Origin of the sequence: Stenotrophomonas sp. NPDC078853 (genome assembly GCF_044901215.1) — a bacterium.
Lineage (GTDB): Bacteria > Pseudomonadota > Gammaproteobacteria > Xanthomonadales > Xanthomonadaceae > Stenotrophomonas > Stenotrophomonas lacuserhaii.
Map to the genome: position 1 here is coordinate 71,715 of NZ_JBJDOQ010000013.1, position 25,568 is coordinate 97,282.

Here is a 25,568-nt window from a genome sequence, read left to right on the forward strand (position 1 = left end):
GGGAAGCTCAGCCTTCCCAGCTCAGCCCGCGCGGTGCATTGCGGAAGCCCGCCGTACGCAGTGCCTCGGTAACCGGGCCGCGACCGATTTCCGCATCGTTGATCCGGTCCAGGGTGAACGACTGGCGCCGGCCCCGACGCAGCGCCGCGGCCAGCGCGCAGGCCGAGGCAGTCAGCAGATCGGCGTGCGCGGGATCCTCGCCGTCGAAATACAGCAGCAGGGAACGTCCGCCCTGCGCCAGGTACATCCGCAACGCGCCGCCTGCCAGCACCACCAACGCGCCGGACCGGCGCACCGGCCGCGGCGGGCCACATGCGCCGGCCACGCCAGCAGCGTGCCGTAGGCATTGGCAGGGTCCACCGCCGACAGGCCGATGGCCATCGCGGATGCGGCAGGCGTGGTGTCATCGGCGATATCACGCAGCCGGTCGACGTTGGAACGTTCGGCGAACTGCGCACCGCCCAGTCCTTCCACGAAACGTCCACGCAGCACCCGGCCGGCATCCTCCATGCCCCGGTAGACCTGCTGCAACGCAGGGAAGCCGCCGGCGATGCCTTCTGCCACCGCAGCGCCGCGCGTCACCACGCCGTGGCGATCCAGCAACGCTTCAGCCAGTGCGACCGCACGCACGGTGTCACTGGCAGCATCCCGCTGCAGCAGCGACCAGCGGCCGGCCAACGAAGGCGCGTCGTAGGTCGCCGGGCCGGAGGACGGCACCCCGGCGGCAGGCACTGCATCGTCCATCGGTACGCCCATGAACCCGCGGCGGCGGCGCGACGCGTGCGATGCGCGTGCGCGGGATGGCGCGCGAGCCATTGACAGCGCCCGCAGCGGCGCCCAGATATCCGTTGCCACGCGGCCCTGCCAGGCGAGCCCCCACAGTGCGGCATGCAATGATTCCGGCGACAGATCGATGCCTGCTGCGAGATGGTCCGCCGCCTGTATCCGGGCATGGATGCTCGTCGCAAGTTGCCGTGCAAAGAATCCACCACCGTCTGCCAGCACCGACAGGATCACCTCCTGCAGCGGCGACACCGCGCCTTCGCTGATCACCGGCAGCGTCTCCGCAGCCACCTGCTGCAGATGCAGCGACACCAGCCCATCGTCCTCGCCCAGCGTGCCGTGCCCGCACCACAGCACGCTGCCGGTGGCCAGCAGCTGGTCCAGCAACGCAGGCGCATAATCCCGTACACGCGCCGGCAGGACCTGGTTCTCCCAGGCAGAAACAGGCAGCGGCACCCCGGCCAGTTGTTCCACCACCCGCAGCACGCCTTCGCTGCCTTCCAGCGTGCCGATGACCTGCACAGCCGAACCCAGTGCAGCATGCCCGGCCGCCGATCCCAGCAACGCGTGGCGTTCCAGCAACAAGCGCACATACGCCGTTCCCGGCACCGGTCGGGTCGCTTCGCGTGCCGCCTGCAGCGAGCGCACGCGCAGCCGGCGGAACACCGCCTCGGCCATCCATTCGTGGCGCGCCAGTGGCGTGCCGTGCGCGGACGGCGTAGCGCCGAACCGGCCGCTGAGCAGCTTGCCCTGCTCAGCCAGGCGCGCCAGTGCGTTGTCGGCCACCGCCACACCCAGCCCGAACCGGGCGGCGACATCGGCCGTGGTGAACGGACCACGCGTGCGCGCGAATCGTGCGACCAGATCGCCCAGCGGATCCGGTGACGGCAGCAGGAACACTGCGGGAATCGGTCCGGGAAGCGCGATTCCCAGTGCATCGCGCAACCGGCCGGCATCTTCGATCGCCGCCCAGCGTGCTTCACCTGCCAGCGCGACGGCGATGATGCGTTGCTCTTCCTGCAGCGCCGCCAGGTGCGCGCGCACGTCACCATCGGCATCATGCAACCGCACGGCAAGCTCGCCCACAGACAACGGACCCAGTTCGCGCAGCAGGTCGGCAACGCCCTCCTTGCCCGCGGCACGCCGATCCGGCGCCAGCCGCTGCAGCTCGTCCACCACGCGCTCGACCACGCCAGCATCCAACAGCTCGCCTATATCCACCTGGCCCAGCAGGTCAGCCAGCAAGCCACTGTCCAAGGACAGGATCGAGGCGCGACGCTCGGCCAGCGGGACATCGGTGCCGTACATGAACTCGGCGACGTAGCCGAACAGCAGGTTGGCCGCGAATGGCGATGGCACTGCGGTGGTGACCTCGGCGATCTGCACGTGGCCAGCCTCCAGGCGCTGCATCAGCCCGCCCAGCGCATCGAGGTCGTAGACATCCTGCAGGCACTCGCGTGCAGTTTCGATCAGGATCGGGAAATCCGGATAGGCGCTCGCCACGTCCAGCAACTGGCCCGCGCGCAGGCGCTGCTGCCACAGCGGCGAGCGGCGTCCTGGCGTGCGCCGTGGCAACAGCAACGCGCGCGAAGCACATTCGCGGAAGCGGGCAGCGAACAGCGCCGAGCTGCCGACCGCGGCGGTTACCTGGCGCCGCAGCGGCTCGGGCTCGAACAGGAACAGATCCGCACCCGGCAGGTGCCCGCTGCTGTCCGGAATGCGCGCCATGATGCCGTCCTCGCTGGATACCACGGAAGGATCGACGTGCCAGCGTTCGCGGATCCGCTCTGCGATCGCCAGCGCCCACGGATCATGCACGCGGCGGCCATACGGCGAATGCAGCATCACCCGCCAGTCGCCCAGTTCATCGCGGCAGCGTTCAACCACCAGTTGCCGGTCCGTCGGCAGCACGCCGGTCGCCTGCCGCTGCTCACCGAGCAGGCCGAGGATGTTGGTGATGGCGCGTCCATCCAGGCCGCTGGCCTGGAGCCGTGCGGCCACTGCCTCCGGAAAGGCGCCCTCCTCCGTCGCCGCGCCATCCAGCTCAGCCAGGAACGCGCCGATCGCCGCGCCGAGTTCGGCCGGACGGCCGGCATTTTCGCCGCGCCAGAATGGCAAGCGTGCCGAGCGCCCCGGGGCCGGAGTGACGATCACCTGGTCATGGGTGATCTGTTCCACCCGCCACGAGGTGGCGCCGAGGGTGATCACATCGTTCACCCGCGACTCGTGCACCATCTCTTCGTCCAGCTCGCCGACCCGGCGCGAGCCGGCACGCTCCTCACCTTCCGGCAGCACGACGCTGAACATGCCGCGGTCCGGGATGGTGCCACCACTGGTCACCGCCAGCTGGCGCGCACCGGGGCGCGCGGTGAGTTTTCCGCTGTCGCGGTTCCATACCAAGCGCGGTCGGAATCCGGCGAAATCATCCGAGGGATAGCGTCCGGCCAGCATGTCCAGCACCGCATCGAAGGCGCTGCGTGGCAGCTCGCGATAGGGTGCGGCGCGGCGTACGCAGGCGTACCAGTCCTCCACGTCCAGCGCGTCCATCGCCACTGCGGCCACGGTCTGCTGGGCCAGCACGTCCAACGGATTGCGCGGTGGATCCAGCGCTTCGATGCGACCGGCCAGCATGCTGTCGACGATCACCGCTGCATCGATCAGGTCACGCCGGGTGCGCGGGTAGACGAAGCCGGTGGAGATGCCACCCACCTGGTGGCCGGCGCGCCCGACCCGCTGCAACGCACTGGCCACCGAAGGCGGCGCGGCGACCTGGATCACCAGGTCCACCAGTCCCATGTCGATGCCCAGTTCCAGGCTGGAGGTGGCGACCACGCAGCGCAGTGCGCCTGACTTGAGCGCTTCTTCGATCTCGCGCCGCTGTTCCTTGCTGACCGAGCCGTGATGCGAGCGCGCCAGCAGCGGCTCGGCACCGGTGGAGCGCCCCGCCGTGCCGCCATTGAACGAACTGAAGGCCGTGGGATCGCGCTGGCCCGACGCCCCCCCGCCCGCATCGGTCTCCAGGCGTTCGGCATACAGTGCGTTGAGCCGCGCGGTCAGCTTTTCCGCCACGCCGCGCGAGTTGGCGAACACGATGGTGGAGCGCCAGCGCAGCACCTCTTCGAGGATGCTGGCCTCGACATGGGGCCAGATTGAACCCACCCGCGTGGACGACTCGCCCGCGCCGGAACCCGCCCCCTGCGTGGGCAGGTCGGCCATGTCCTCCACCGGCACCACGATGCGCATCGCCAGCTGGCGCGAAGACGGTGGCTGCACCACGCTGACCGCACGGCCGCCACCAAGGAAGCGCGCCACCTCGTCCACCGGGCGCACCGTGGCCGACAAGCCGATTCTTTGTGCAGGCGCCTGCAGCAGGTTCTCCAGCCGCTCCAGGCTGAGTGCCAGGTGTGTGCCACGCTTGCTGCCGGCCACCGCATGGATTTCATCGATGATCACCGTATGCACATGGCGCAGCGTGTCGCGCACGTTGGAGGTGAGCATCAGGAACAGCGATTCCGGCGTGGTGATCAGGATGTCCGGTGGACGCCGCGCCAGCCGCGCGCGCTCGGACGCGGTGGTGTCACCGCTGCGTATCGCCACTGACAGGTCCACGTCCGGATCGCCGCGCCGAGCGCGCTCGGCACGCACGCCCTGCAGCGGCACCTGCAGGTTGCGTTGCACGTCCGCCCCCAGTGCCTTGATCGGGGAGATGTACAGCACGCGGGTGGTTCCCCGCTGTGGCAGCAGGCCAGTGCGCGCCTGCTGGTCGCGTTCGGTGAACAACTGGTCGATGGCATGCAGGAACGCGGCCAGCGTCTTGCCCGAACCGGTGGGCGCGATGACCAGCGTGTGCTGCCCCTGGCTGATTGCCGCCCAGGCGTCTACCTGCGCTGGCGTTGCAGCGGGGAATGCGCCGCTGAACCATGTGCGCGTGGCGGGGGCGAAGGCGGCGGGAAGGGCGTCGAGGGAGCTGGGCATGGCCCATTATGCGAGCCGCAGCGTGCACTCTGCGGGCAGCCCACCGCGGGTCCCATTGAAGCGCATTAGCGCATTACGGTGTGGCGCTGCAGCCACCGCAGCGCCACGGCAGGCGGCGCCGTGATCAGTGGATCGCGAGCTGCCTGATCAGTACGTCCGCCGCTTCGGTGGAGGACGCCGGATTCTGCCCGGTGATCAGCAATCCATCGCGGACCACGTACGAACCCCAGTCCGGGCCCTTGGAATAGTGGCCACCGTTGGCCTTCAGTTCGTCCTCGACCAGGAACGGCACCACCTGGGTCAGGCCCACGCCTTCCTCTTCGGTGTTGGTGAAACCGGTGACCTGCAGGCCTTCCACCAGCGGGCGACCGGTGGCGGCCTTGACGTGGCGCAGCACGCCGGGGGCGTGGCAGACCAGCGCGACCGGCTTGTCCGCTGCGATGAACGATTCGATCAGGGCGATGGAATCACGATCTTCGGCGAGATCCCACAGCGGCCCGTGGCCACCGGGATAGAACACCGTGTCGAAATCGGCCTGCGACACGCTGTCCAGGCGCACGGTGCGGGCCAGCTGTGCATTGGCCTCGGCGTCGGCTTCGAAGCGCCGGGTCAGCGCGGTCTGGAAATCAGGCTCGTTGCTCTTCGGGTCCAGCGGCGGCTGCCCGCCTTTCGGCGAGGCCAGCACGATCTCGGCGCCGGCGTCCTTGAAGGTGTAGTACGGCGCGGCCAGTTCTTCCAGCCAGAAGCCGGTCTTCTTGCCGGTGTCGCCGAGTTGGTCGTGGGAGGTGAGAACAATGAGGACTTTCATGGGTGTGCTCCAGTGAGGTGCAGATACAACAAAAATTAGACCGGTCGTCTAGGAAATTGCGCGTGAAAAAGGACAAACGTGTCGCCCCCTGCGTTCAGGGAACGGCGGTGTTGGCGGGTAGACCCAGCAGGTGACGGGTGGTGCGCAGCGCGTTGTCGAACGGCTGCGGAGTACGGACGATCTTGACCATGATGCTGGCGCCCAACCACAGCTGGTAGAGGCTCTGCGCCAGCGCCTTGGCGTCGTCCTGGACCGGCAACGAGCCTTCCGCCTGGCCGGCTTCGATCGCCGCAGCCATGCCGGCGATGATCGCCGCAGTGCCGCGATCCAGCGCCGATCGCATGCTGTCGGAAAGGTCTGCCACTTCGGCGCCCAGCTTCACCGCCAGGCACTTGCCCTGGCAGTCCTCGAAGGATTGGTTGTCCTGCCAGGCGGCGAAATAGTCTTCGATCTGCGCGGCCTTGGTCTTGCCGGGCTGGCGGAAGATGCGCTCCATGTCGGCCACATAGGCCTCGAAGTACCCCTCCAGCAGCGCCTCGCCGAAGGCGTCCTTCGAGCCGAAGTAGTGGTAGAACGAGCCCTTGGGCACGCCGGCAGCGGCCAGCACTTCATTCAGTCCGACCGCCGAAAAGCCTTTGCCGCCCATGATCCGCTGGCCAGTGGCCAGGATCTTTTCGCGGACGTTGGCGGTGGCGGGGACGGCGTTCATGGCAGCCACTATATACCCGATTAGACCAGTCGTCTAGGATCCCGCCAAAGCCGCCTCACGGTTCATACCCGGATCGGCCCCGCCCGCGACAGGCTTGCCAGTTGCGCGTCGATTTGGTCCAGCGCCGGGTCCGGATCCATTTCCGGATCGGCTTCCAGCCGGGCGGCCAACGCGGCCAGCGCCGGCCGCCCGACCAGCCCGGCGGCCCCATGCAGGCGATGCGCGTAAAAGATGATGCGCGCGAGATCGCTGGCATCCACCGCGTCGCGCAGCTTGTGCAGATCGTCGGCCAGCAGCACGCGCAGGTCTGGCTCCAGCCGGTCTACGGTGACCCGTTCGATGGCCTCCAGCGCGGCGGTCTGCCCCGCCCTGTCGGCGGATCCCGCTGCAGCAGTGCGGCCGGTCCACAGCGCCAGCATGCCCTGCAGTTCGGCCAAGCGGATCGGCTTCTTCAACACGCCGTTCATGCCGGCCTGCTGGCAACGCGCCAGGTGGGCAGCATCGCTGGCAGCGGATATGGCGATGATCGGCAGGTCGGCCACGCCCGGGATGCCCGCCGCGCGGATCATCCGGCTTGCCTGGTAGCCGTCGATGTCCGGCATGAAGCAGTCCAGCAGCACGATGTCCGGCAGGTCCGCGGTGAGCGTGGCCAACGCCTGCGCGGCACTGTCTGCCAGCATCGCCACCGCGCCCAGCCGGCCGAGCTGTTCCTCCAGCACCATGCGGTTGGGCGCATGGTCATCGACCACCAGCACGCGCACGCCCCGCAGCACGCCGCCCGGCGTGGCGACGGCAGGTGCAGCTGCGGCATCGGTACGCTCGGCCGGGATCCGCAGCGACACCGTGGTGCCTTCGCCTTCCACGCTGTGCAGGTCGATCTGGCCGCCCATCAGCTGCACCAGATCGTGGCTGATCGACAGCCCCAGGCCGGTGCCGCCGTACTGGCGCGAGATGCTGCCGTCGGCCTGCGTGTAGGGATCGAACAGGTGGCCCTGCAGCGCTGCGGGAATCCCGCAGCCGGTGTCGGTCACCGCCGCGTGCAACCAGGTGCCGGCCGGTGCGTCCTGCACCTGCAGCGCCAACCGGATGCTGCCGCGCTCGGTGAACTTGCGCGCGTTGCCGAGCAGGTTCATCAGCACCTGGCGCAGCCGGGTCGGGTCAAGCATCAGCCAGCTGTCGTGCGCCGGTACCTCGACGACCAGCGCGATGCCGCGCTTTTCCAGTTCGCCCTGGAATACCGCCGCGACGCTGCGCCCCAGCGCGCGCACATCCACCGGGATCTTCTCCAGCTGCATGCGGCCTTCGTCCAGCCTGGACAGGTCCAGCACGTTGTCCAGCAGGCCGGTCAGCGACTCGGCCGCCTCCTCGGCCGCCCGCACCAGCGCGCGCGGCCGGCCGGCGGGAACGTGGTCGGCCAGCACTTCGATGGCCCCCAGCACAGCGTTGATCGGGGTGCGTATCTCATGGCTCATGGTCGCCAGGAAACGCGCCTTGACCCGTTCGCTTTCGATCGCCGCCGCGCGTGCGCGCCAAGCCCAGCGCGCGACCACGCCCAGCGCCAGCACCAGCAGGCCGATCGCCAGCAGCCAAGGCCAGTTGTAGCGCAGCACGGTGGCCACGCTGGGCGCACCGTAGTCCTCTTCGCGCAGCCATTGCTGGCGGATCTGCGATTCCTCCTGGGTGTTGATCGACGCCATCGCCTTGCCGATGATCGCCTCCAGCTGCGGCCAGTCGCTGCGTACCGCGAACTGCGCCTGCATCACCAGGTCGATGCGCGGCCGGGAGATATGCAGCTCATCGAGATACCGGCGCGCGACAAACGGCTGGAAGGTCGCGTTGGTGCCCATCGCCGCGTCGGCCTGGCCGTCCAGCACCATCTGCATGGAGGCCTGCGGGGTAGCGGTCGGCACGACGGTCAACTGTGGATAACGGGCCTGCAGGATCCGGGCGTAATCCCCGGCGGCACGTGCAGCGACCCGACGCCCGGCCAGCTCCTGCAGGTCCCATACGGCCGGCGAATCCGGTCGCGTGAACACAACGCTGTAGGCCGACAGATAGGGCCGGCCCAGGCGCACCGCCGCACGCGTCGCCGGTGACAGGCGCTCGTCCATGGCATTGAGCAGCATGTCCGCCTCGCGCGATTCCAGCGCGCGCTGCGCGGCCGGCCAGTCAGCGGCCTGTACGAATTGGAACTGCAGCCCGGTGCGCGCGCTGATCAGCCGCAGGTAGTCCCCGGACAGGCCCCGCAGCTGACCGTCACGGACATATTCCAATGGCGGAAGGGTGGCATCGGAGGTGACCCGGATCACCGGATGGGCGGCGATCCAGGCCTGTTCAGACGGGTCCAACAGCACAGTGGTTGGCGTCGCGGCGGCCGCCGGCAGCGCCGCAGCCCCGACCAGCAGGCAGAACGCAGCACAGGCGCAGGCACGAAGGCGCGACCGTCGGTGCGTCGGAATAAGAGTCCCCATGCGGCAAGGATACGCCGCGAAAGGCCAGCGGGCGGCGGGTACGGCGCGTCGGTCCATCGGCCACCGCGCCGGTGAACCGCCAAAGTCGGCACACATTCGTTGCAGTACGGTTAATCTTCTGTTAATTATTGATGCAGCGCAACAGATCCGCTGACGCGCAGGGAGAACCAACAGGATGAGCCCCTAACCGAACGACAACTCAACAATCCGACTGCAAGGTGCATGCATGAACGACCGCATTGGCAAGTGTGTTCACGCTCCGAAAGCCTTTTCGCCATTGGCATCTGCAGTACACGTGGCGCTGGCGACCGCCCTGCTGGTCACCAGCACGGGAGCGCTGGCACAGGACAGCCCGGCCACGCCCGAAGCGGCCACCAACCTGGACACCGTGTCGGTGCTGGGCAGCCGCACCAAACCACGTACCGTGTCCTCCTCGGCGGTACCGATCGACATCATCAGCGGTGAAGAATTCCGCAACCAGGGCGCTACCGATGCGCTGGACCAGCTGAAGGTGCTGGTGCCCTCCTTCAACGTCAGCACCATTCCCATCGATGACGCCGCCAGCCTGGTGCGCCCGGCCAACCTGCGCGGCCTGCCGCCGGACAACACCCTGCTGCTGGTCAACGGCAAACGCTTCCACCGTGCGGCGGTGATCACCTTCCTCGGACATGGCCTGTCCGACGGTGCGCAGGGTCCAGACCTGTCGGTATTCCCATCGCTGGCGCTGGAACAGGTGGAGGTGCTGCGCGATGGCGCCGCCGCCCAGTACGGCTCGGACGCCATCGCCGGGGTCATCAATTTCGGCCTGAAGAAGCTGCGCGAAGGCGGCACCGCCGAAGTGTTCACCGGCAAGTACTACGAAGGCGACGGCCTGACCACGCAGTACTCGGCGCAGATCGGCCTGCCGCTGACTGAACGCGGCTTTGCCACGCTGACTGCCGAATGGCGCAACGCCGATGACACCTCGCGCAGCGTTCAGCGTGACGACGCCGCCGCCGCGATCGCGGCGGGCTATCCCGGGGTCGGCCAGCCAGCGCAGGTGTGGGGCTCGCCGAAGGTCGATGACGACTTCAAGCTGGTCTACAACCTGGGCCTGTCCACCGACAACGTGGACTTCTATCTGTTCGGCAACCATGCCAAACGCGACGTGGACGGCGGCTTCTACTACCGCGATCCGACCTCGCGCTCGGGCGTGTATTCCAACGATGGCGGCGACACCCTGCTGGTCGGCAACCTGACCGGCGCCGGTGCCTGCCCTTCCATCGCCCTGCGCGACGGCAGCGGCACCCTGCTGCCGTACGCCGGCGTCAGTGCAGCGGTCGCGGCCCTGCCCGCGAACTGCTACACCTTCCTGTCCAGCCTGCCGGGCGGCTTCACCCCGCGCTTCGGCGGGTCGCTGGAAGACACCTCGGTATTCGCCGGCGCCAAGGGCACCTGGGAGGACTGGTACTGGGACGTCAGCGGTTCCTGGGGCCGCAACGAGATCGACTTCACCATCTACAACACGGTCAACGCCTCGATGGGCCCGGTGCAGCCGACGGGCCTGTCGTTCAAGCCCGGCGGCAACACCCAGACCGAAAAGAACCTCAACGTGGATGTCAGCCGCGATATCGCCACCGGCTTCAGCAACCAGCCCCTGCGCCTGGCGATGGGCGCGGAATGGCGCGAGGAAAGCTTCACCATCAGCCCCGGTGACGGCCCGTCCACCGCCATCGGCCCGCTGACCGAGCAGGGCTTCGCGCTGGGCTCCAACGGCTTCAACGGCTTCAGCGCGCGCACCGCCGGCACCTTCGACCGTCGCAACTGGGCCGCCTATGCGGACCTGGAAGCGCAGCTCACCGAACGCTTCCTGCTGGCCGGCGCGCTGCGCTACGAAGATTACGATTCGTTCGGCAGCACCACCACCGGCAAGCTCACCGGCCGCTTCGACTTCACTGAAAACTTCGCCGTGCGCGGTGCCTACAACACCGGCTTCCGTGCTCCCACTCCCGGCCAGGCCAACATCAGCCAGATCAGCACCGTGTTCGGGGGGACGGCGCTGGAAGACATCGCCACCCTGCCCCCCACCGATCCGATCGCCCAACTCAAGGGCGCCCAGCCGTTGACCCCGGAAGAGTCGAAGAACGTCTCGCTGGGGGCGGTGTGGACGCAGGGCGACTGGCTGTTCACCGTGGACGGTTACCAGATCAAGGTGGAGGATCGCATCGCACTGAGCACCAGCTTCGCGGTGACCCCGGCCGAACGCGCCGCGCTGGTGGCCGGCGGCAATCCGGAAGCGGCATCGATTTCCCAGGTCACCTATTTCGGCAACGCCTTCGACACCACCACCACCGGCGTGGACGTGGTCACCAGCTACCGCAGCGATCATTTCGGTGGCACCACCACCTACGCGCTGGCCGCCAACTGGAACCGCACCGAAGTGGACCGCTTCGATACCGACTTCATCGATGCCGCCCGCGTCTACAAGCTGGAAGAGTCGCTGCCGCGCACCAAGGGCTACTTCAGCGTCAACCACCAGCGCCAGGTCTTCCATGCCAACCTGCGCTTCAACTACTACAGCAGCTGGTACGAAGACCACCTGGACAGCGGGGTGGTCTCCGCCGAGGACGGTGGCCTGCCGATCCACGCCGGCAGCGCGCTGATCGTGGATGCCGAAGTGGGCTGGAAGTTCGCTTCCGGGCTGTACTTCAGCCTGGGCGCGCAGAACCTGTTCGACCGGGTGCCCTCGAAGAACCCGTGGGCCGGCGTGGCTGGCGCGGAATACCCGGTGCATTCACCGTATGGCTTCAACGGCGGGTTCTACTACGCCCGGCTGGGCTGGACATTCTGACCTGAGCGGAACAGAGGGACAGGCGGCGGCGTGCCATGATGGGCCGCCGCCTGCTCCGGCGAACCGCCGCGCGGCCGACAGATTTCAAACGAATGCTTGAAACGCGCATAACTTCGCCGAACTGGACATCAACTCCAGCTTCCGCCAGACTGCCGCCCTTTCCCGTTGTTCGGCTCCCATGGCGAAACTGCTGGTACTGCACGGCCCCAACCTCAACCTGCTCGGCACGCGCGAGCCGGGGGTCTATGGCCACACCACCCTGGCGCAGATCGACCAGGCGCTGCACGCGCAGGGGGCGGCGGCCGGGCACGCGGTGGAAAGCCTGCAGTCCAATGCCGAACACGTGCTGGTGGACCGCATCCAGGCTGCGCGCCTTGACGGCACCGCCTTCATCCTGATCAACCCGGCTGCGTTCACCCATACCTCGGTGGCCCTGCGCGATGCGCTGGCCGCGGTGGACGTGCCGTTCATCGAAATCCACCTGTCCAATCCGCATTCCCGCGAACCCTTCCGCCAGCACAGCTATTTCAGCGACAAGGCGGTCGGTGTCATCTGCGGTTTCGGTGCCGACAGTTACCGTTATGCGATGGATGCCGCCCTGCAGCGGTTGTCCAACGCCTGAGCTTCGAACGGGCGCCTGCGCCCTTCCCACCCCAGATAATCAAAACAGAAGAAGAGGCCCTCATGGATCTGCGCAAAATCAAGAAGTTGATCGACCTGCTGGAAGAATCCAACCTCGCCGAGATTGAAATCAAGGAAGGCGAAGAGTCGGTGCGCCTGTCGCGTGCGCCGGTCGGCACCTTCGCGCAGATGGCCGTGCAGCCGCAGATGATCGCCGCGCCGGCCGCCGCTGCCGCCCCAGCCATGCCGATGCAGTCGCCGACCGAAGCCTCCACCGGTGGCACCGCCAAGCCGGGCAACGCGCTGCCGGAAGGCCACGTGCTGCGTTCGCCGATGGTCGGCACCTTCTATGCGTCGGCCTCGCCGGACAAGCCGGCCTTCGTCAGCATCGGCCAGCAGGTCAAGGAAGGCGAGACCCTGGCGATCATCGAAGCGATGAAGATGTTCAATCCGATCGAAGCCGATGCGTCGGGCACCATCGTCGCCATCCTCGGCGAGAACGGCCAGCCGGTTGAGTTCGACCAGCCGCTGTTCGTGATCGGCTGAGGGGCCGGCCATGCTCGATAAAATCGTCATTGCCAACCGAGGGGAAATCGCGCTGCGCATCCTGCGCGCGTGCCACACCCTGGGCATCCGCACGGTGGCCGTGCACTCCACCGTCGACCGCAACCTCAAGCACGTGGCCATGGCCGATGAATCGGTCTGCATCGGCCCGGCGGCCTCCAGCGACAGCTACCTCAACATCCCGGCGTTGATCGCCGCCGCTGAAGTAACCGACGCCCAGGCCATCCATCCCGGCTACGGTTTCCTGTCGGAAAACGCGAACTTCGCCGAACGCGTGGAAGAATCCGGCTTCATCTTCATCGGCCCCAAGGCCGACACCATCCGCCTGATGGGTGACAAGGTGGAAGCGATCCGCGCGATGAAGGCCGCCGGCGTGCCGTGCGTGCCGGGATCGGGTGGTCCACTGGGCGATGACATCGTCGCCAACACCAAGATCGCGCGTGAGATCGGCTACCCGGTCATCATCAAGGCCTCCGGCGGCGGCGGCGGACGCGGCATGCGCGTGGTGCATGCAGAAGCCTCGCTGAAGACGTCCATCGAAACCACCAAGAGCGAAGCCAAGGCGGCGTTCGGCAACGGTGAGGTGTACATGGAGAAGTACCTGGAGAATCCGCGCCACGTGGAAATCCAGGTCCTCGCCGACGGCCAGGGCAACGCCATCCACCTCGGTGAGCGCGACTGCTCGATGCAGCGTCGCCATCAGAAAGTGGTGGAAGAAGCACCGGCACCGGGCATCAGCGACGAGGCCCGCGAGCAGATCGGCAAGGTCTGCGTGGAAGCCTGCATCCGCATCGGTTATCGCGGCGCCGGCACCTTCGAGTTCCTGTACGAAGACGGCCGCTTCTATTTCATCGAAATGAACACCCGCATCCAGGTGGAGCATCCGGTCACCGAAATGGTCACTGGCATCGACCTGGTGGTGGAGCAGCTGAAGATCGCCGCCGGCCAGAAGCTGTCGATCAAGCAGAGCGACATCGTGCTGACCGGGCATGCCATCGAATGCCGCATCAACGCGGAAGATTCGGAGACCTTCGTGCCGAGCCCGGGCCAGATCACCGCTTTCCATGCACCCGGCGGCCCCGGCGTGCGCGTGGATACGCATATCTATGCTGGGTACCGCGTACCGTCCAACTACGATTCGATGATCGGCAAGCTGATCGTGCACGGACCGGACCGCGAGACCGCCATCGCCCGCATGCGGGTGGCGCTGAGCGAGATGGTGGTGGATGGCATCAAGACCAACGTCGCCCTGCAGCAGCGCATCATGCGCGACAAGGGCTTCCAGGCCGGTGGACAGAACATCCACTACCTGGAAAAGCGCCTGGCCGAGCGCAAGACCAAGTCGATCGCGCTGACCTGATCACACCCAGGCGCCGGCCAGCAGGCCGGCGCCGAAGCTCATTCGTAACGCAGCGTCACCACCATCGCGCCATTGGCCGGACCTCCGCGCACACGTTCCTCCGTCTGGTAGTAACGGGCGCGCAGCGGGATGGTGTAGCGGCCGTTGGGCGTATCGCTCAGCACCAGACCGCTGGCCCGGAACACGCCATAGCCCACCGGAGTGTCGTTCGGCAGGGCGACCTGTATCCCGACGCCCTGTGCCGGCACGGTGCCAGGCGCACGCTGCAGTGCCATGACCGACTGGGCGGGGTCCAGGATCGCGGTCTGGGGATCAACGCGGAAACCGATCGCATTGGCGCGACCCTCGTTCAACCGCTCTGCCGTGCCGCTGTTGCTGGTATGGAAGGAGCGGCGCCAGCCGGGAAACACCGGGCATTGCTCCAGTGCCACGGAGAAATCAACCCACGGCGTTGCGCTGCCAGGTCCGGTCAGCAGGCGCGCGGGATGGCTGCCCAATGGCACGGTGGCGTCGCGGACGTTGCAGGTACCGATCACGAGATTGAGCTGCCCTTGTACGTTCGCCTCATACGCCTCGAGCTCCCTTCCCGGACCCCAGCGCACCACCATTCGAGGCGTGGGGAGACTGCTGGCCAGCAGCGTACCCGGTGAAATGGGTCCGGTCTTGATCAGCTCGAAGGTCAGCGACGCCAGAATGCTGCGCCGGAGGTAACCTGCGCCCAGGGGATCGCTGACGATGACTGCCGGTACCGTGTTGGACGCTCGCCACCAGCGGATCGCAACGCCGGGAATGCGCGTCGCGTAGAACCCAGCCCGTCCTGGTACCGGGAGCCCCGGGTCACCGGTGTACTCCAGCTGCCAATCGCTGCTCCCCGTGCCGCCGCCACAGACGATCGCCCCGGGAATGGTCGCACTATGGCCGCTGTAGTAGATGACGCTTCCGACGGGCACGTCGGCGCCCACCGTGATGGTGCCCTGCAAGGGCATCGTCACGCGCTGCGGACCGGTTATTCCACCGTCGTAGGTGCATGTCTGCGCCAACGCCGGCCCCACCCAGCACAGGGCCAATGGCAACAGCAGGCGGAGTACGGAACAACGTTTCATGGTCATCACCAGACAGGGCAAGAAGAAATCGTCGCAAAAGGCCCAACTGGATCGAATTCTCCGCCGCGGGCACGCCATGCAACATCGGATCGGGCGGAATCACGGCGCTGAGGCGATCCTGCAGCGCTCATTCGTAACGCAGCGTCACCACCATCGCGCCATTGGCGATACCGGGCCTTACCCGCGCTTCGGTCTGCACATAGCGCGCGCGCATCCGCACGGCGTAGGTCCCATTCGGCGTTGTGGTGAGGGTCAACCCACTGTCGCGGAACACGCCGTAGCCCACCGGGGTGTTGTCCGGCAGCGCCACCTGGATGCCGAGGCCTTTGGCCGTATCGGGATGGTCTTTGTTGCTGAGCGCCATGATCGACTGGGCCGCATCCAGCACCGGCGTGCTCGGATCCAGGCGTAGACCGATGCGGTTGGCCACGCGGCGGCCCACCACTTCACTGGCACCGCTGTCATCCTGGACATACGCCGGTTGCCTGCCGAAGAACGCCGGGCAGCCGCTCAGTGGAACGATGAACAGCTTCCACGCCGTGGCCGCACCTGGCGCGTTCAGCTCGCGCTGCGCCGGGCTTCCCATCGACACGGTCACATCGCCCACCCGGCAGGTGCCGGTCACGATGTTCAACTGCCCGAAGATCTGCGCTTCCCAGATATTGATGCCGCCCGTGCCCAGGGTGGACTGGCGCGCGCGTGGAAGCGAACTGCCCTGCAACACGCCCGCACTGATCGGACCGATCTTGTACAGGCTGAAATCCAACTGCTTGTTGAACGTCACACGCAGAGGGGAGCTGTCGACGGTGTAGGCACCCGGATCGAACGGGAACCTGGTTCCGGCGTACCACACCGCAATGCCGACGCCGGGAACCGATGTCTTGTAGATCCCGGGCAACGCCGATGGTTCGCCCGGGACCCCTATGTAGCCATTCTCCCGCTGCACACGACCGGGCCCACCCAGGCACCTGATGAAGGCAGGTGAGCCGCTGTTATGCCGTGCGGTGTAGATCTCCGCGCCGTCCGGTACATCGGCTCCCACGGTGATCGTGCCCTGGAGGGGCAGGATTATCTGGAACGGCGTCGGCCATTCAGCGGGATGTTCGCAGCTCTGCGCCAACGCAGAGCCTGCATTGCACAACGCCAGCGCGGTCAGCAGCCGGTAGAAAAGAATCTGCTTCATGTCATCACCAGTTGTGAAGGTAGGCCGGGCGTGGACCGGGCCCGCTCATCAGGAGTGTCCCCAACCCCCGCCATACACGACATCGGATGGGTCTGATTCCGCGCTGTTCGTAGCGCAATGCCACCCCTCTCTGGCCCTCCGCGCACTCGGCCCGCCCCCCCCTCCGGTCTGCCAGCAAGGCAGCGGGTTTCACTGGCTTCACCGACCGGGCAGGCAGCGTACCGTCGAGGTCAGCCCGGCGCTTGCACAGTGTCAGCCGCTGCCGTGTGGCCTCCCATCAGATGCGTCCGAAATGCGAGGGCGCCGCCTCAGTTGGCCAGCGATGCGCTGGCCGGCTGCACCGCGCCGACGTCGGTGATGGTGCTGTACTCGATGCCGATCACGCCTTGCGGCCGTGTGGCAAGCCTATCCAGCGGGAACACCTGGATGGCACGCGGCGCGACCATACCGCCCCCGGTATCAGCCGATACCTTGCCGTCGACGGTCAGCGAGATCGCCGCGAAGCTGACGTGCCACGGGGTCGGATTGTCGACCTGCACGGCCAGGCCGCCCGCACGCTGCTGCAGCGACCAGCGCAACTGGCGGTGGGCAGTGTCTGCCTCGCCGGGCAAGCCGGCGGGACGATAGAACAGCTTGATGCGGCTGCGGAAGGCCAGGTCCAGCTTGTCCTCTGCGGCGCTGGACGGCGGGATCTCCAGCACGTTCACCCAGTACAGCGATTCGCGGTCGCCAGGCTGCGCCGGGCCGGTGAAGCGGATGCGCACCGCCTGTCGGGCACCGGCGTCCATGCGCAGCAGGGGCGGCGTCATCACGAACGGGGCTTTGGCCTCTTCCGGCGGGGTGTCCTGGTTACCGTCATCGATCCACAACTGCACCAGCGACGGGCGTTGCGCCTCGTTGTTCAGCCCCAGGGTGACTTCGCGCTCCTGCGCGGGATAGACAAGCCGGGTGCCGGCAATGACCACGCCGGCTTCGGCGGCCAGCGGGCACAGCAGGACGGCTGCAAGGGCAAGGGCCGATAGCGATCGCATCACGACGGTAAGCATGGGTTTCTCCGACGGGCAGTGCCATCGGTTCACCACGCGGGCCGACACTGCAGAGGTCGCCATTAGAGCCCCTTCACGCCATCCTGCGGAATAGGACGCGACCGATGAAGGGCCGCCAACCGGCCGCCCCTCCGCGCCGCATCAGCGACGCTCTGTCACGCGTGCGGGAACCTGGCTGCCCGCCAACGGACGTACGCCATTGGGCGACGACGGGTCGACGATCACCATGGTTTCAGTGGAGCCATCCGGCCACACCACCTGGAAGGTGCTGCCCGCCGGCAGCGAGGTGAATGGCATGGCACTCTGCGCACGGTACACCGCGGCTACCTGGCTGGCGCCGACACGGCGCGCTTCCGGCGTGGACTGCACCTTGGTCAGTTCCACAGCGGACAGTCGTCGGTAACGATCTTCCTGGGTATCGATCAGCAGCAGGCCGACCGCACCCGCCGAATAGGCGACGAACAGCGCCACCCAGAACCAGAATTTCGCCCCGTGCAGGATTCGACGGTACTTCATCGCCTTTTCCTCTTTCCAATCAGTTCTTCGACCCATTCGGTCATTTTTTCGGCACCCTGCCGCGATACCGCAGCGTCGTATACAAAATCAGTGAAGTCCTGCCCCTCATCCTGGCTGCAGATGCCACCGTTGGCGCAGAAGCTGTTCATCAGCACGCTGTCGCTGCCGCACGGCATGCCCAGCTCGCAGGCCGCCACGCGCCAGGCCAGTTCGCTCAGTGCCTCCCCGGCCACCATGCCGGTCATGGCCCGGTCGCCCGACGCGCGCAGCCCCATTGCCGGGGCCAGCGCCATGTAGGCTTCCGGATCATGCGAATCGCGCACGCGCTCGACCAGGCCGCGCCGGTAGTCTTCGTCGGTCTGCAGCGGTTGACCGTCGGCCAGCAACGAGGCTTCGGCGGCCAAGTTGCCGCCCTGCGCGGCCTGGCGGCGCTGCGCGAACACCAGCGGATAGCCCAGCCCATCACTGGCCACGAAGCCGCCGCAGCGCGCGGCGACACGCTGGCGTGCGGCGGCCATCGCGGTCGATGCACGCTCGCCCATCCCGGTCAACACACTGTTGTCCAGCTGGTAGCCGCCGGGATCGCTGGCGTACTGGCTGCAGTAGTCGTAGACCCGGCTCAACATCCAGCGCGCCTCGACGTTGCCACTGTCGGCCTGGCCGCGCAGGCGCTGGGCGAACGCGAACAGATCGGTGTTGCCTTCCATGTCGGCGCGGATGTCCAGCGGCAGCCCGGAAGGCACGCCGTTGAGCTGAAGTTCGCTGGCCCCAAGCCGGCGTGCCAGGGCCGCAGGCAATGCCGTGGGCGTGGCCTGCGTGTCCACGGGTTGCGACATCCCTGCGTCCATCGCAGCAGGACCGGATTCCTGCGCATGCAGCAGGTGACCGCCCATGCGCATGCCCGCTGCGCCGAGCAAGGCCACGGCCGGCACCACGAGCAACCAGGTTTTAAGGGCCGGGGCAAACGCCATCAGGGGACAAGCCATTGACAGGCAAGGCAGGAACGCGAGTCTACCAAGGGGATTGCCGCCTGTCTGGCCCGCCGCATTCATTCTCCGCAGGCCTTGAGATGGCTACCGCCGTCCAGGATCGTCTAGCATTCCCTTCTTTGCCGGAGTTCGCCTGCCACCATGCCGTTCCTGGAACTGACACTGCGCTGCACTGAAGCCACCCAGCCCCGCTACGAAAACGCACTGGAGGACGTCGGCGCGTTGGCGGTGACCCTGCTCGATGCCGAGGCCGACACCAGCAACGAACAGGCCATCCTGGAACCCGGCGTCGGCGAGACACCGATGTGGGACACGCTGGTCCTGAGCGCCTTGTTCCCGCATGACGCTGATGGACTGCTGCTGCTGGCCGCGCTGGAAGCCTTCGACGATGGCCTGGACTGGTCGACGGTGAGCTTCCGTGCGGTGGAAGACCAGGACTGGGAGCGCGTCTGGCTGGACCAGTTCGAGCCCTTGTCCTTCGGCGAGCGCACCTGGATCGTGCCGTGGAACCATGAACTGCCCGACGCCGCCCAGGCCGCCGATGCGGCCGTGGTGCGGCTGGACCCGGGCCTGGCGTTCGGCTCCGGCACCCACCCGACCACCGCCCTGTGCCTGCGCTGGCTCGATGGCCTGGCCGGTGAGGGACTGCTGCAGGGACAACGCGTGCTCGACTTCGGTTGCGGCTCGGGGATCCTGGCACTGGCCGCGTTGAAGCTGGGCGCGGCCGAGTCGATCGGCGTGGACAACGATCCGCAGGCGCTGATCGCCACCGCCGACAATGCCGAGCGCAATGGCGAACTTCCGCGCATGCATGTCTACCTGCCACAGGACGAACCGGTGGCCACCTACCCGGTGGTGGTCGCCAACATCCTGGCCTCTGCGCTGGACGCACTGGCCGACCTGCTGGCTGCCCGCGTTGCCGCCGGAGGCCGCATCGCGCTGTCGGGCATCCTGCATGGCCAGGAACACGAACTGCTGCAGCGATACGCCGCCTGGTTCGATGACCTGCAGGCGACCCAGGACGGCGACTGGATGCGCATCACCGGCGTGCGACGCGCCTGATCGCGCGCAGACGTGATTGAATAGCCACTGGATCCGAGCCGGAACATTCATGTCCGAACCGAACCCGCCCCGTCGACCGTTGGCCACCTTCCTGCGTCCACACGCCGGATCGCAGGCCGACGCGGATGCGACCCCGTTGGCAGAGCCGTCGGCGCCTTCAGCCGACGCCTCTCCGGTCACCGCAGACGACACCGCCCAAGCGCTTGTGGACCCCGTCGCGGAGGCAGCCGCGATGGCCGGGGAAGTACCGGTGCAGGCGAGCGCGACGATCTCCGCGCAGGTCCCTGCTGCGGCTGCGGAACCCACGCTGTCCCAGGCAGAGCCGGTGTTCCTGCGCGGTGGCGGGCATCGATTGCGCACGCCCCGCTGGCAATGGGCCATGGTGGCCGCGCTGTCGCTGCTGTTGTTGCTGCAGATCGCGCTGGCCGACCGCGCCCGCCTGGCGGCAGATGCCAGCACCCGTCCCTGGGTTGCAGGCCTGTGCCGTGTGCTGCGCTGTGACCTGCCCGCCTGGCGCGAACCGGCGGCCTTCACCATGATCAGCCGCGACGTGCGGCCGATGCCGCAACAGGCCGGCGCACTGCAGGTACAGGCGAGCATCCGCAATGACGCACGGTGGGCACAGGACTGGCCCGTGCTGCGGCTGTCACTGTCCGACGCCGACGGCCGGGTGATCGGCAGTGGTGTGTTCGAGGCATCGGACTATCTCGGTGCCGGGGCACGGACGGCGGGGCTGCTGGAACCCGGCCAGAGCGCGCAGATCGCCTTCCAGGTCAAGGAGCCGTCGGCGTCCACGGTCGCCTTCAATTTCGAATTCCTGTGAGGCCGGCCGGGCGCCCGCCCCGTGCAGGGGCGGCCTGCTCGCGCTAGACTGGCCGCCACCACCTTCTTCGCCAGCGCCAGCCTTCGCTCCGGCGCGGCCACCAGATCGGGATTCCCATTGAACGCTGTACTCTCTCGTCCTGACACCAGTCGTGGCGCTGCGCGTCCTCCGCTCCGCGAACATGTTGCCCAGTCCGTGCGCCGCTACCTGCGCGACCTGGATGGCTGCGATGCCGATGACGTGTACGAGATCGTGCTGCGCGAGATGGAAATCCCCCTGTTCGTGGAAGTGCTGAACCATTGCGAGGGCAACCAGAGCCGCGCTGCGGCGATGCTGGGCATCCACCGGGCCACCCTGCGCAAGAAGCTCAAGGAATACGGCATCACGGCCTGAGGCGGCACTGCATTACGTGTGAGGGCGCCCCAAGGCCTACAATATCGGCCCCGCCTGCTGCCGTTGCCCTGCCCCCATGAGTGCTGACCTGCTGCCCGTCCGTCGGGCCCTGCTTTCCGTTTCCGACAAGACCGGCCTGATCGCGCTGGCCACTGCCCTGTCCGCACGCGGCGTGGAACTGCTGTCCACCGGCGGCACCGCCAAGGCGATCCGCGAGGCGGGTCTGGCGGTCAAGGATGTCGCCGACGTCACCGGCTTCCCGGAAATGATGGATGGCCGGGTCAAGACCCTGCACCCGATGGTGCATGGCGGCCTGCTGGGCCGCGCCGGTACCGATGATGCGGTGATGGCCGAGCACGGCATTGGTGCCATCGACCTGCTGGTGCTGAATCTGTATCCGTTCGAATCGGTCACCGCCAAGGCCGACTGCGCGCTCGACGATGCAGTGGAGAACATCGACATCGGCGGCCCGGCCATGCTGCGTTCGGCAGCAAAGAATTTCGCCCGCGTCGCGGTCGCGACCGACCCGTCGCAGTACGACGAACTGCTGGCCGAACTGGCCGCGCATGATGGCCAGCTGTCTGCCGCCAAGCGCTTCGCCTTCTCGGTGGCCGCGTTCAACCGCGTTGCCCAGTACGATGCGGCGATCAGCAATTACCTGTCCGCGGTTGCCTCGCGCGAGACCGCGGTGCCGGTGCGCAGTGAGTTCCCGGCACAGATGAATTCCTCCTTCGTGAAGGTGATGGACCTGCGCTACGGCGAGAACCCACACCAGAGCGGCGCCTTCTACCGTGACCTGTATCCGGTGCCGGGCACGCTGGCCACTTTCCAGCAGCTGCAGGGCAAGGAACTGAGCTACAACAACCTGGCCGATGCCGATGCCGCGTGGGAATGCGTGCGGCAGTTCGAGGCGCCGGCCTGCGTGATCGTCAAGCATGCCAATCCGTGCGGCGTCGCCGTGGGTGCCGGCAACGGCGATGCCTATGAGTTGGCCTATGCCACCGACCCGACCAGCGCCTTCGGCGGCATCATCGCCTTCAACAAGCCGCTGGACCTGGCCACCACGCAGGTGATCCTGGACCGTCAGTTCGTTGAAGTGCTGATCGCCCCGGAGTACGAACCGGCCGCGCTGGAATACGCCACGAAGAAGGCCAACGTGCGCGTGCTGCGCATCCCGCACGGTGAAGGCCTGAACAACTACGACAGCAAGCGGATCGGTTCGGGCCTGTTGCTGCAGTCTTCCGACAACCGCGGCATGACCCGTGACGAACTGAAGGTGGTCAGCAAGCTGGCGCCGACCGACAAGCAGTTCACCGACCTGCTGTTCGCCTGGAAGGTCGCCAAGTTCGTGAAGTCCAACGCCATCGTGTACGCCAGGGACAACCGCACCATCGGCGTCGGCGCCGGCCAGATGAGCCGCGTCTATTCGGCGCGCATCGCCGGCATCAAGGCCGCCGATGCGAACCTGGTGGTGGAAGGTTCGGTGATGGCCTCCGATGCGTTCTTCCCGTTCCGCGACGGCATCGATGCCGCCGCTGCGGCCGGCATCAAGGCGGTGATCCAGCCGGGTGGTTCGATGCGCGACGCCGAAGTCATCGCGGCCGCCGACGAAGCCGGCCTGGCGATGGTGTTCACCGGCGTGCGTCACTTCCGTCACTGACGTGCAGCGGATCCCTGGGGGTGCCGGCCCGTTCGGCACCTCGCGTCTTCTTTCCCCGCGTATCGGAAATCCCTCAGCATGAAGATCCTCGTCATCGGCTCCGGCGGCCGCGAACACGCCTTGGCCTGGAAGCTGGCCCAGTCCGCGCAGGTCAGCGAAGTGCTGGTCGCGCCGGGCAATGCCGGCACCGCCACCGAAGCGAAATGCCGCAACGTGGCCGTCAAGGTCACTGATCTGGATGGCCTGCTGGCGCTGGCCCGGTCCGAAGGCGTCGCCGTCACCGTGGTCGGCCCGGAAGTGCCGCTGGTGGCCGGCGTGGTCGATGCGTTCGGCGAAGCCGGCCTGCGCATCTTCGGTCCGACCGCCGCCGCTGCCCAGCTGGAAGGCAGCAAGGCCTACGCCAAGGACTTCCTGGCCCGGCATGGCATCCCGACCGCGTATTACGCCGTGCACACCGACGTCGACGCCGCGCTGGCGTACCTCCGCGAAAAGGGCGCGCCGATCGTGGTCAAGGCCGATGGCCTGGCCGCCGGCAAGGGCGTGATCGTGGCGATGTCGCTGCCCGAAGCAGAATCGGCGGTGCGCGACATGCTGTCCGGCAATGCCTTCGGCGACGCCGGCGCACGCGTGGTGATCGAAGAATTCCTCGATGGCGAAGAGGCCAGCTTCATCTCGATGGTCGATGGCGTGCATGCGTTGCCGATGGCCACCTCGCAGGATCACAAGCGCGTCGGCGACGGCGATACCGGTCCCAACACCGGCGGCATGGGCGCGTATTCGCCGGCTCCGGTGGTCACGCCGGAAGTGCACGCACGGGTGATGCGTGAGGTGGTGGAGCCGACCGTGCAGGGCATGATCGCCGACGGCGTACCGTTCACCGGCTTCCTGTATGCCGGCCTGATGATCGACGCCAGCGGTGCGCCGAAAGTGATCGAGTTCAACGTGCGCTTCGGCGACCCGGAAACCCAGCCGGTGATGCTGCGCCTGCAGTCGGACCTGCTGGACCTGGTGCAGGCGGCGATCGACGGCAGGCTGGACCAGGTGCAGGCGCAGTGGGATCCGCGTCCTTCGCTGGGCGTGGTGCTGGCCGCGTCTCCGTATCCGGAAGCGCCGGTCACCGGCGATGTGATTTCCGGCCTGAACCGCGTGCCGGACACCGCCAAGGTGTTCCACGCAGGCACCGCGCTGGATGCGCAGGGCAACGTGGTCAGTGCCGGTGGACGGGTACTGTGCGTGGCCGCACTCGGCGACAGCGTGCGCGATGCGCAGGCCAATGCATATGCCGGCGTGGCCCAGGTGACGTGGGCGAACGAGTTCCACCGCAACGACATCGGCTGGCGCGCGATCGCCCGCGAAAGCTGAGGCGGTAACGGCGTGACGACCAACGGTCGTCACCCACCACGACCGGTCGTCACTACCACCGGCGAGCGCGCAAAAAAACGCCGGGCAGTGCCCGGCGTTTTCCTGTGCGGTATCTGTTTCCGCTCACGCGGTGAACAGCGCCTTCATCTTCTTCAGTGCGTTCGCTTCGACCTGGCGGATGCGCTCGGCGGAAACGCCATACTCATCGGCCAGCTCCTGCAGCGTGACCTTGCTGTCGGCATCCAGCCAGCGGCGGGCGATGATGTCGCGCGAACGCGCATCCAGTTCGGCCATGCCTTCGCGCAGCAGCTGCAGCTGGTTGTCTTCGCTGTCGGCGCGCTCGTAGGCCATCGAAGGATCTTCTTCATTGGCCATCAGGTAGGCAGCCGGCGACGGCGGCGCATGGTCGTCGTCTTCGTCGCTGGGGGCGTCGAAACCAATATCACGGCCGGACAGGCGCGACTCCATCTCCATTACTTCGCGTTCGGAGACGTTGAGGTCCTTCGCCACTGCGGTCACTTCGGCCGCGTTCATCCAGCCCAGGCGCTTCTTGGAACGGCGCAGGTTGAAGAACAGCTTGCGCTGCGCCTTGGTCGTGGCGACCTTCACGATGCGCCAGTTCTTCAGGATGAACTCGTGCATTTCGGCACGGATCCAATGCACCGCGAAGGACACCAGGCGCACGCCCATGTCCGGGTCGAAGCGCTTGACTGCCTTCATCAGGCCGATGTTGCCTTCCTGGATGAGGTCGCCCAGGGCGAGGCCGTAACCGTTGTAGCCGCGGGCCACGTGCACCACGAAACGCAGGTGCGAATGCACCAGTTCGCGGGCCGCATCCAGATCGGTCTGATCACGGAAACGACGCGCCAGGTCCTGCTCATCATCGACCGAAAGCACCGGGATCTGGTGCACGGCACCGATGTAGGCGTCCAGCGAACCGAGCGCACTGGGAATCGGGAGATTGTTTGCCACAAGGGCAGTAGAGGTGTTCTGGCTCATGGGTCTCATCTTAGCAGTCCGATACTTCGACTGCTAAAGGTCAAAAAAGTTCCAGTGTTCCGGTGACAGAACAATGGCGCTGACTACCCATCTACCCTACCGCGATTTGGTGACAGTGGCGATAGTCGATTTGGTCAGCACAAAACCCTTCGAGATCAATGTATTGCCGGATAAATCAGCGGAAAAAACCGTGCAGATTGGCTGAACGGACGGCGCCATCCACGCATTCAGTCGGGAGAAGTTGTCAGTCGTTCAGCGCTTGGAGTCCGGTAGCGCCGAGCCGTGCCCGGCGCATCGGCAAAAGCAAAGGC

The 25,568-nt window shown here is 67.0% G+C and carries 21 protein-coding genes; 10 read left to right on the forward strand and 11 right to left on the reverse strand.

The genetic code is table 11. The annotated features are described in order from the left end of the window. Nucleotides 1-7: 7 nt before the first annotated feature. The 5 genes from ACI2JH_RS13905 to ACI2JH_RS13925 form a co-directional block, all read right to left on the reverse strand. Complete coding sequence (locus ACI2JH_RS13905; protein ID WP_404736504.1) at nt 8-247, reverse strand: hypothetical protein; 240 nt, start codon at nt 245-247, stop codon at nt 8-10. Further along, nucleotides 172-4,758, reverse strand: a complete 4,587-nt coding sequence (locus ACI2JH_RS13910; RefSeq protein WP_404736505.1) for an ATP-dependent helicase — start codon at nt 4,756-4,758, stop codon at nt 172-174. Before ACI2JH_RS13910 ends, ACI2JH_RS13905 begins: the two co-directional genes overlap by 76 nt. Nucleotides 4,759-4,882: 124 nt before the next feature. Then, nucleotides 4,883-5,566, reverse strand: a complete 684-nt coding sequence (locus ACI2JH_RS13915) for a type 1 glutamine amidotransferase domain-containing protein (protein WP_191769573.1) — start codon at nt 5,564-5,566, stop codon at nt 4,883-4,885. A gap of 94 nt (nt 5,567-5,660) precedes the next feature. Further along, complete coding sequence (locus ACI2JH_RS13920) at nt 5,661-6,275, reverse strand: TetR/AcrR family transcriptional regulator (RefSeq protein WP_319276700.1); 615 nt, start codon at nt 6,273-6,275, stop codon at nt 5,661-5,663. A gap of 62 nt (nt 6,276-6,337) precedes the next feature. Next, nucleotides 6,338-8,623: an ATP-binding protein gene (locus ACI2JH_RS13925; protein ID WP_404736506.1), complete on the reverse strand. Its 2,286-nt coding sequence runs from the start codon at nt 8,621-8,623 to the stop codon at nt 6,338-6,340. Nucleotides 8,624-9,041: 418 nt separating this feature from the next. Between ACI2JH_RS13925 and ACI2JH_RS13930 the strand changes: the two genes are divergently transcribed. The 4 genes from ACI2JH_RS13930 to accC all read left to right on the forward strand — a co-directional run bounded on the left by ACI2JH_RS13930 (nt 9,042) and on the right by accC (nt 14,121). Continuing rightward, entirely contained in the window at nt 9,042-11,576 is a 2,535-nt protein-coding gene (locus tag ACI2JH_RS13930) for a TonB-dependent receptor plug domain-containing protein (protein WP_404736507.1), read from the forward strand. Nucleotides 11,577-11,754: 178 nt separating this feature from the next. Beyond that, nucleotides 11,755-12,198: a type II 3-dehydroquinate dehydratase gene (aroQ, locus tag ACI2JH_RS13935; protein WP_042614744.1), complete on the forward strand. Its 444-nt coding sequence runs from the start codon at nt 11,755-11,757 to the stop codon at nt 12,196-12,198. A 62-nt stretch (nt 12,199-12,260) separates the two neighbouring features. Then, complete coding sequence (gene accB / locus ACI2JH_RS13940; RefSeq protein WP_042614743.1) at nt 12,261-12,743, forward strand: acetyl-CoA carboxylase biotin carboxyl carrier protein; 483 nt, start codon at nt 12,261-12,263, stop codon at nt 12,741-12,743. A gap of 10 nt (nt 12,744-12,753) precedes the next feature. After that, nucleotides 12,754-14,121 carry an acetyl-CoA carboxylase biotin carboxylase subunit gene (gene accC, locus ACI2JH_RS13945; protein ID WP_101101430.1) on the forward strand — a complete coding sequence of 456 codons (1,368 nt, stop codon included), beginning with the start codon at nt 12,754-12,756 and terminating at the stop codon, nt 14,119-14,121. A gap of 38 nt (nt 14,122-14,159) precedes the next feature. On the opposite strand, the gene ACI2JH_RS13950 is transcribed toward accC, so the two are convergent. The 5 genes from ACI2JH_RS13950 to ACI2JH_RS13970 all read right to left on the reverse strand — a co-directional run bounded on the left by ACI2JH_RS13950 (nt 14,160) and on the right by ACI2JH_RS13970 (nt 18,940). Continuing rightward, nucleotides 14,160-15,224, reverse strand: coding sequence for a fimbrial protein (locus ACI2JH_RS13950; RefSeq protein WP_404736508.1), 1,065 nt, complete (start codon nt 15,222-15,224; stop codon nt 14,160-14,162). A 127-nt stretch (nt 15,225-15,351) separates the two neighbouring features. Continuing rightward, on the reverse strand, nt 15,352-16,407 hold the full coding sequence (locus tag ACI2JH_RS13955; protein ID WP_404736509.1) for a fimbrial protein: 1,056 nt from the start codon (nt 16,405-16,407) through the stop codon (nt 15,352-15,354). A 308-nt stretch (nt 16,408-16,715) separates the two neighbouring features. After that, the gene (locus ACI2JH_RS13960) at nt 16,716-17,453 is read right to left on the reverse strand and encodes a molecular chaperone (protein ID WP_404736510.1); all 738 of its coding nucleotides are present in this window, start codon (nt 17,451-17,453) and stop codon (nt 16,716-16,718) included. Nucleotides 17,454-17,594: 141 nt separating this feature from the next. Then, nucleotides 17,595-17,969 (reverse strand): hypothetical protein, encoded by a 375-nt coding sequence (locus ACI2JH_RS13965; protein WP_101101439.1) that lies wholly within the window; start codon nt 17,967-17,969, stop codon nt 17,595-17,597. Then, complete coding sequence (locus ACI2JH_RS13970; RefSeq protein WP_182656214.1) at nt 17,966-18,940, reverse strand: hypothetical protein; 975 nt, start codon at nt 18,938-18,940, stop codon at nt 17,966-17,968. The genes ACI2JH_RS13965 and ACI2JH_RS13970 overlap by 4 nt, the downstream gene beginning before the upstream one ends. A 159-nt stretch (nt 18,941-19,099) precedes the next feature. Between ACI2JH_RS13970 and prmA the strand changes: the two genes are divergently transcribed. The 5 genes from prmA to purD all read left to right on the forward strand — a co-directional run bounded on the left by prmA (nt 19,100) and on the right by purD (nt 24,258). After that, entirely contained in the window at nt 19,100-20,020 is a 921-nt protein-coding gene (prmA, locus tag ACI2JH_RS13975) for a 50S ribosomal protein L11 methyltransferase (RefSeq protein ID WP_101101443.1), read from the forward strand. 49 nt (nt 20,021-20,069) lie between these two features. Beyond that, a complete protein-coding gene (locus ACI2JH_RS13980; protein WP_349998760.1) occupies nt 20,070-20,843 on the forward strand; it encodes a DUF3426 domain-containing protein in 774 nt (257 codons plus the stop codon). 117 nt (nt 20,844-20,960) lie between these two features. Beyond that, nucleotides 20,961-21,236 carry a DNA-binding transcriptional regulator Fis gene (gene fis, locus ACI2JH_RS13985; RefSeq protein WP_042612679.1) on the forward strand — a complete coding sequence of 92 codons (276 nt, stop codon included), beginning with the start codon at nt 20,961-20,963 and terminating at the stop codon, nt 21,234-21,236. A gap of 76 nt (nt 21,237-21,312) precedes the next feature. Beyond that, nucleotides 21,313-22,896 (forward strand): bifunctional phosphoribosylaminoimidazolecarboxamide formyltransferase/IMP cyclohydrolase, encoded by a 1,584-nt coding sequence (purH, locus tag ACI2JH_RS13990; protein WP_101101447.1) that lies wholly within the window; start codon nt 21,313-21,315, stop codon nt 22,894-22,896. Between the two features lie 78 nt (nt 22,897-22,974). Continuing rightward, the gene (gene purD / locus ACI2JH_RS13995; protein ID WP_404736511.1) at nt 22,975-24,258 is read left to right on the forward strand and encodes a phosphoribosylamine--glycine ligase; all 1,284 of its coding nucleotides are present in this window, start codon (nt 22,975-22,977) and stop codon (nt 24,256-24,258) included. Nucleotides 24,259-24,381: 123 nt separating this feature from the next. Here purD and rpoH read toward each other — a convergent pair whose 3' ends face one another. Next, nucleotides 24,382-25,257, reverse strand: a complete 876-nt coding sequence (rpoH, locus tag ACI2JH_RS14000) for an RNA polymerase sigma factor RpoH (protein ID WP_042612682.1) — start codon at nt 25,255-25,257, stop codon at nt 24,382-24,384. Between the two features lie 73 nt (nt 25,258-25,330). Between rpoH and ACI2JH_RS14005 the strand changes: the two genes are divergently transcribed. Next, nucleotides 25,331-25,462, forward strand: a complete 132-nt coding sequence (locus ACI2JH_RS14005) for a hypothetical protein (RefSeq protein ID WP_404736512.1) — start codon at nt 25,331-25,333, stop codon at nt 25,460-25,462. The last annotated feature ends 106 nt before the right edge of the window (nt 25,463-25,568 follow it).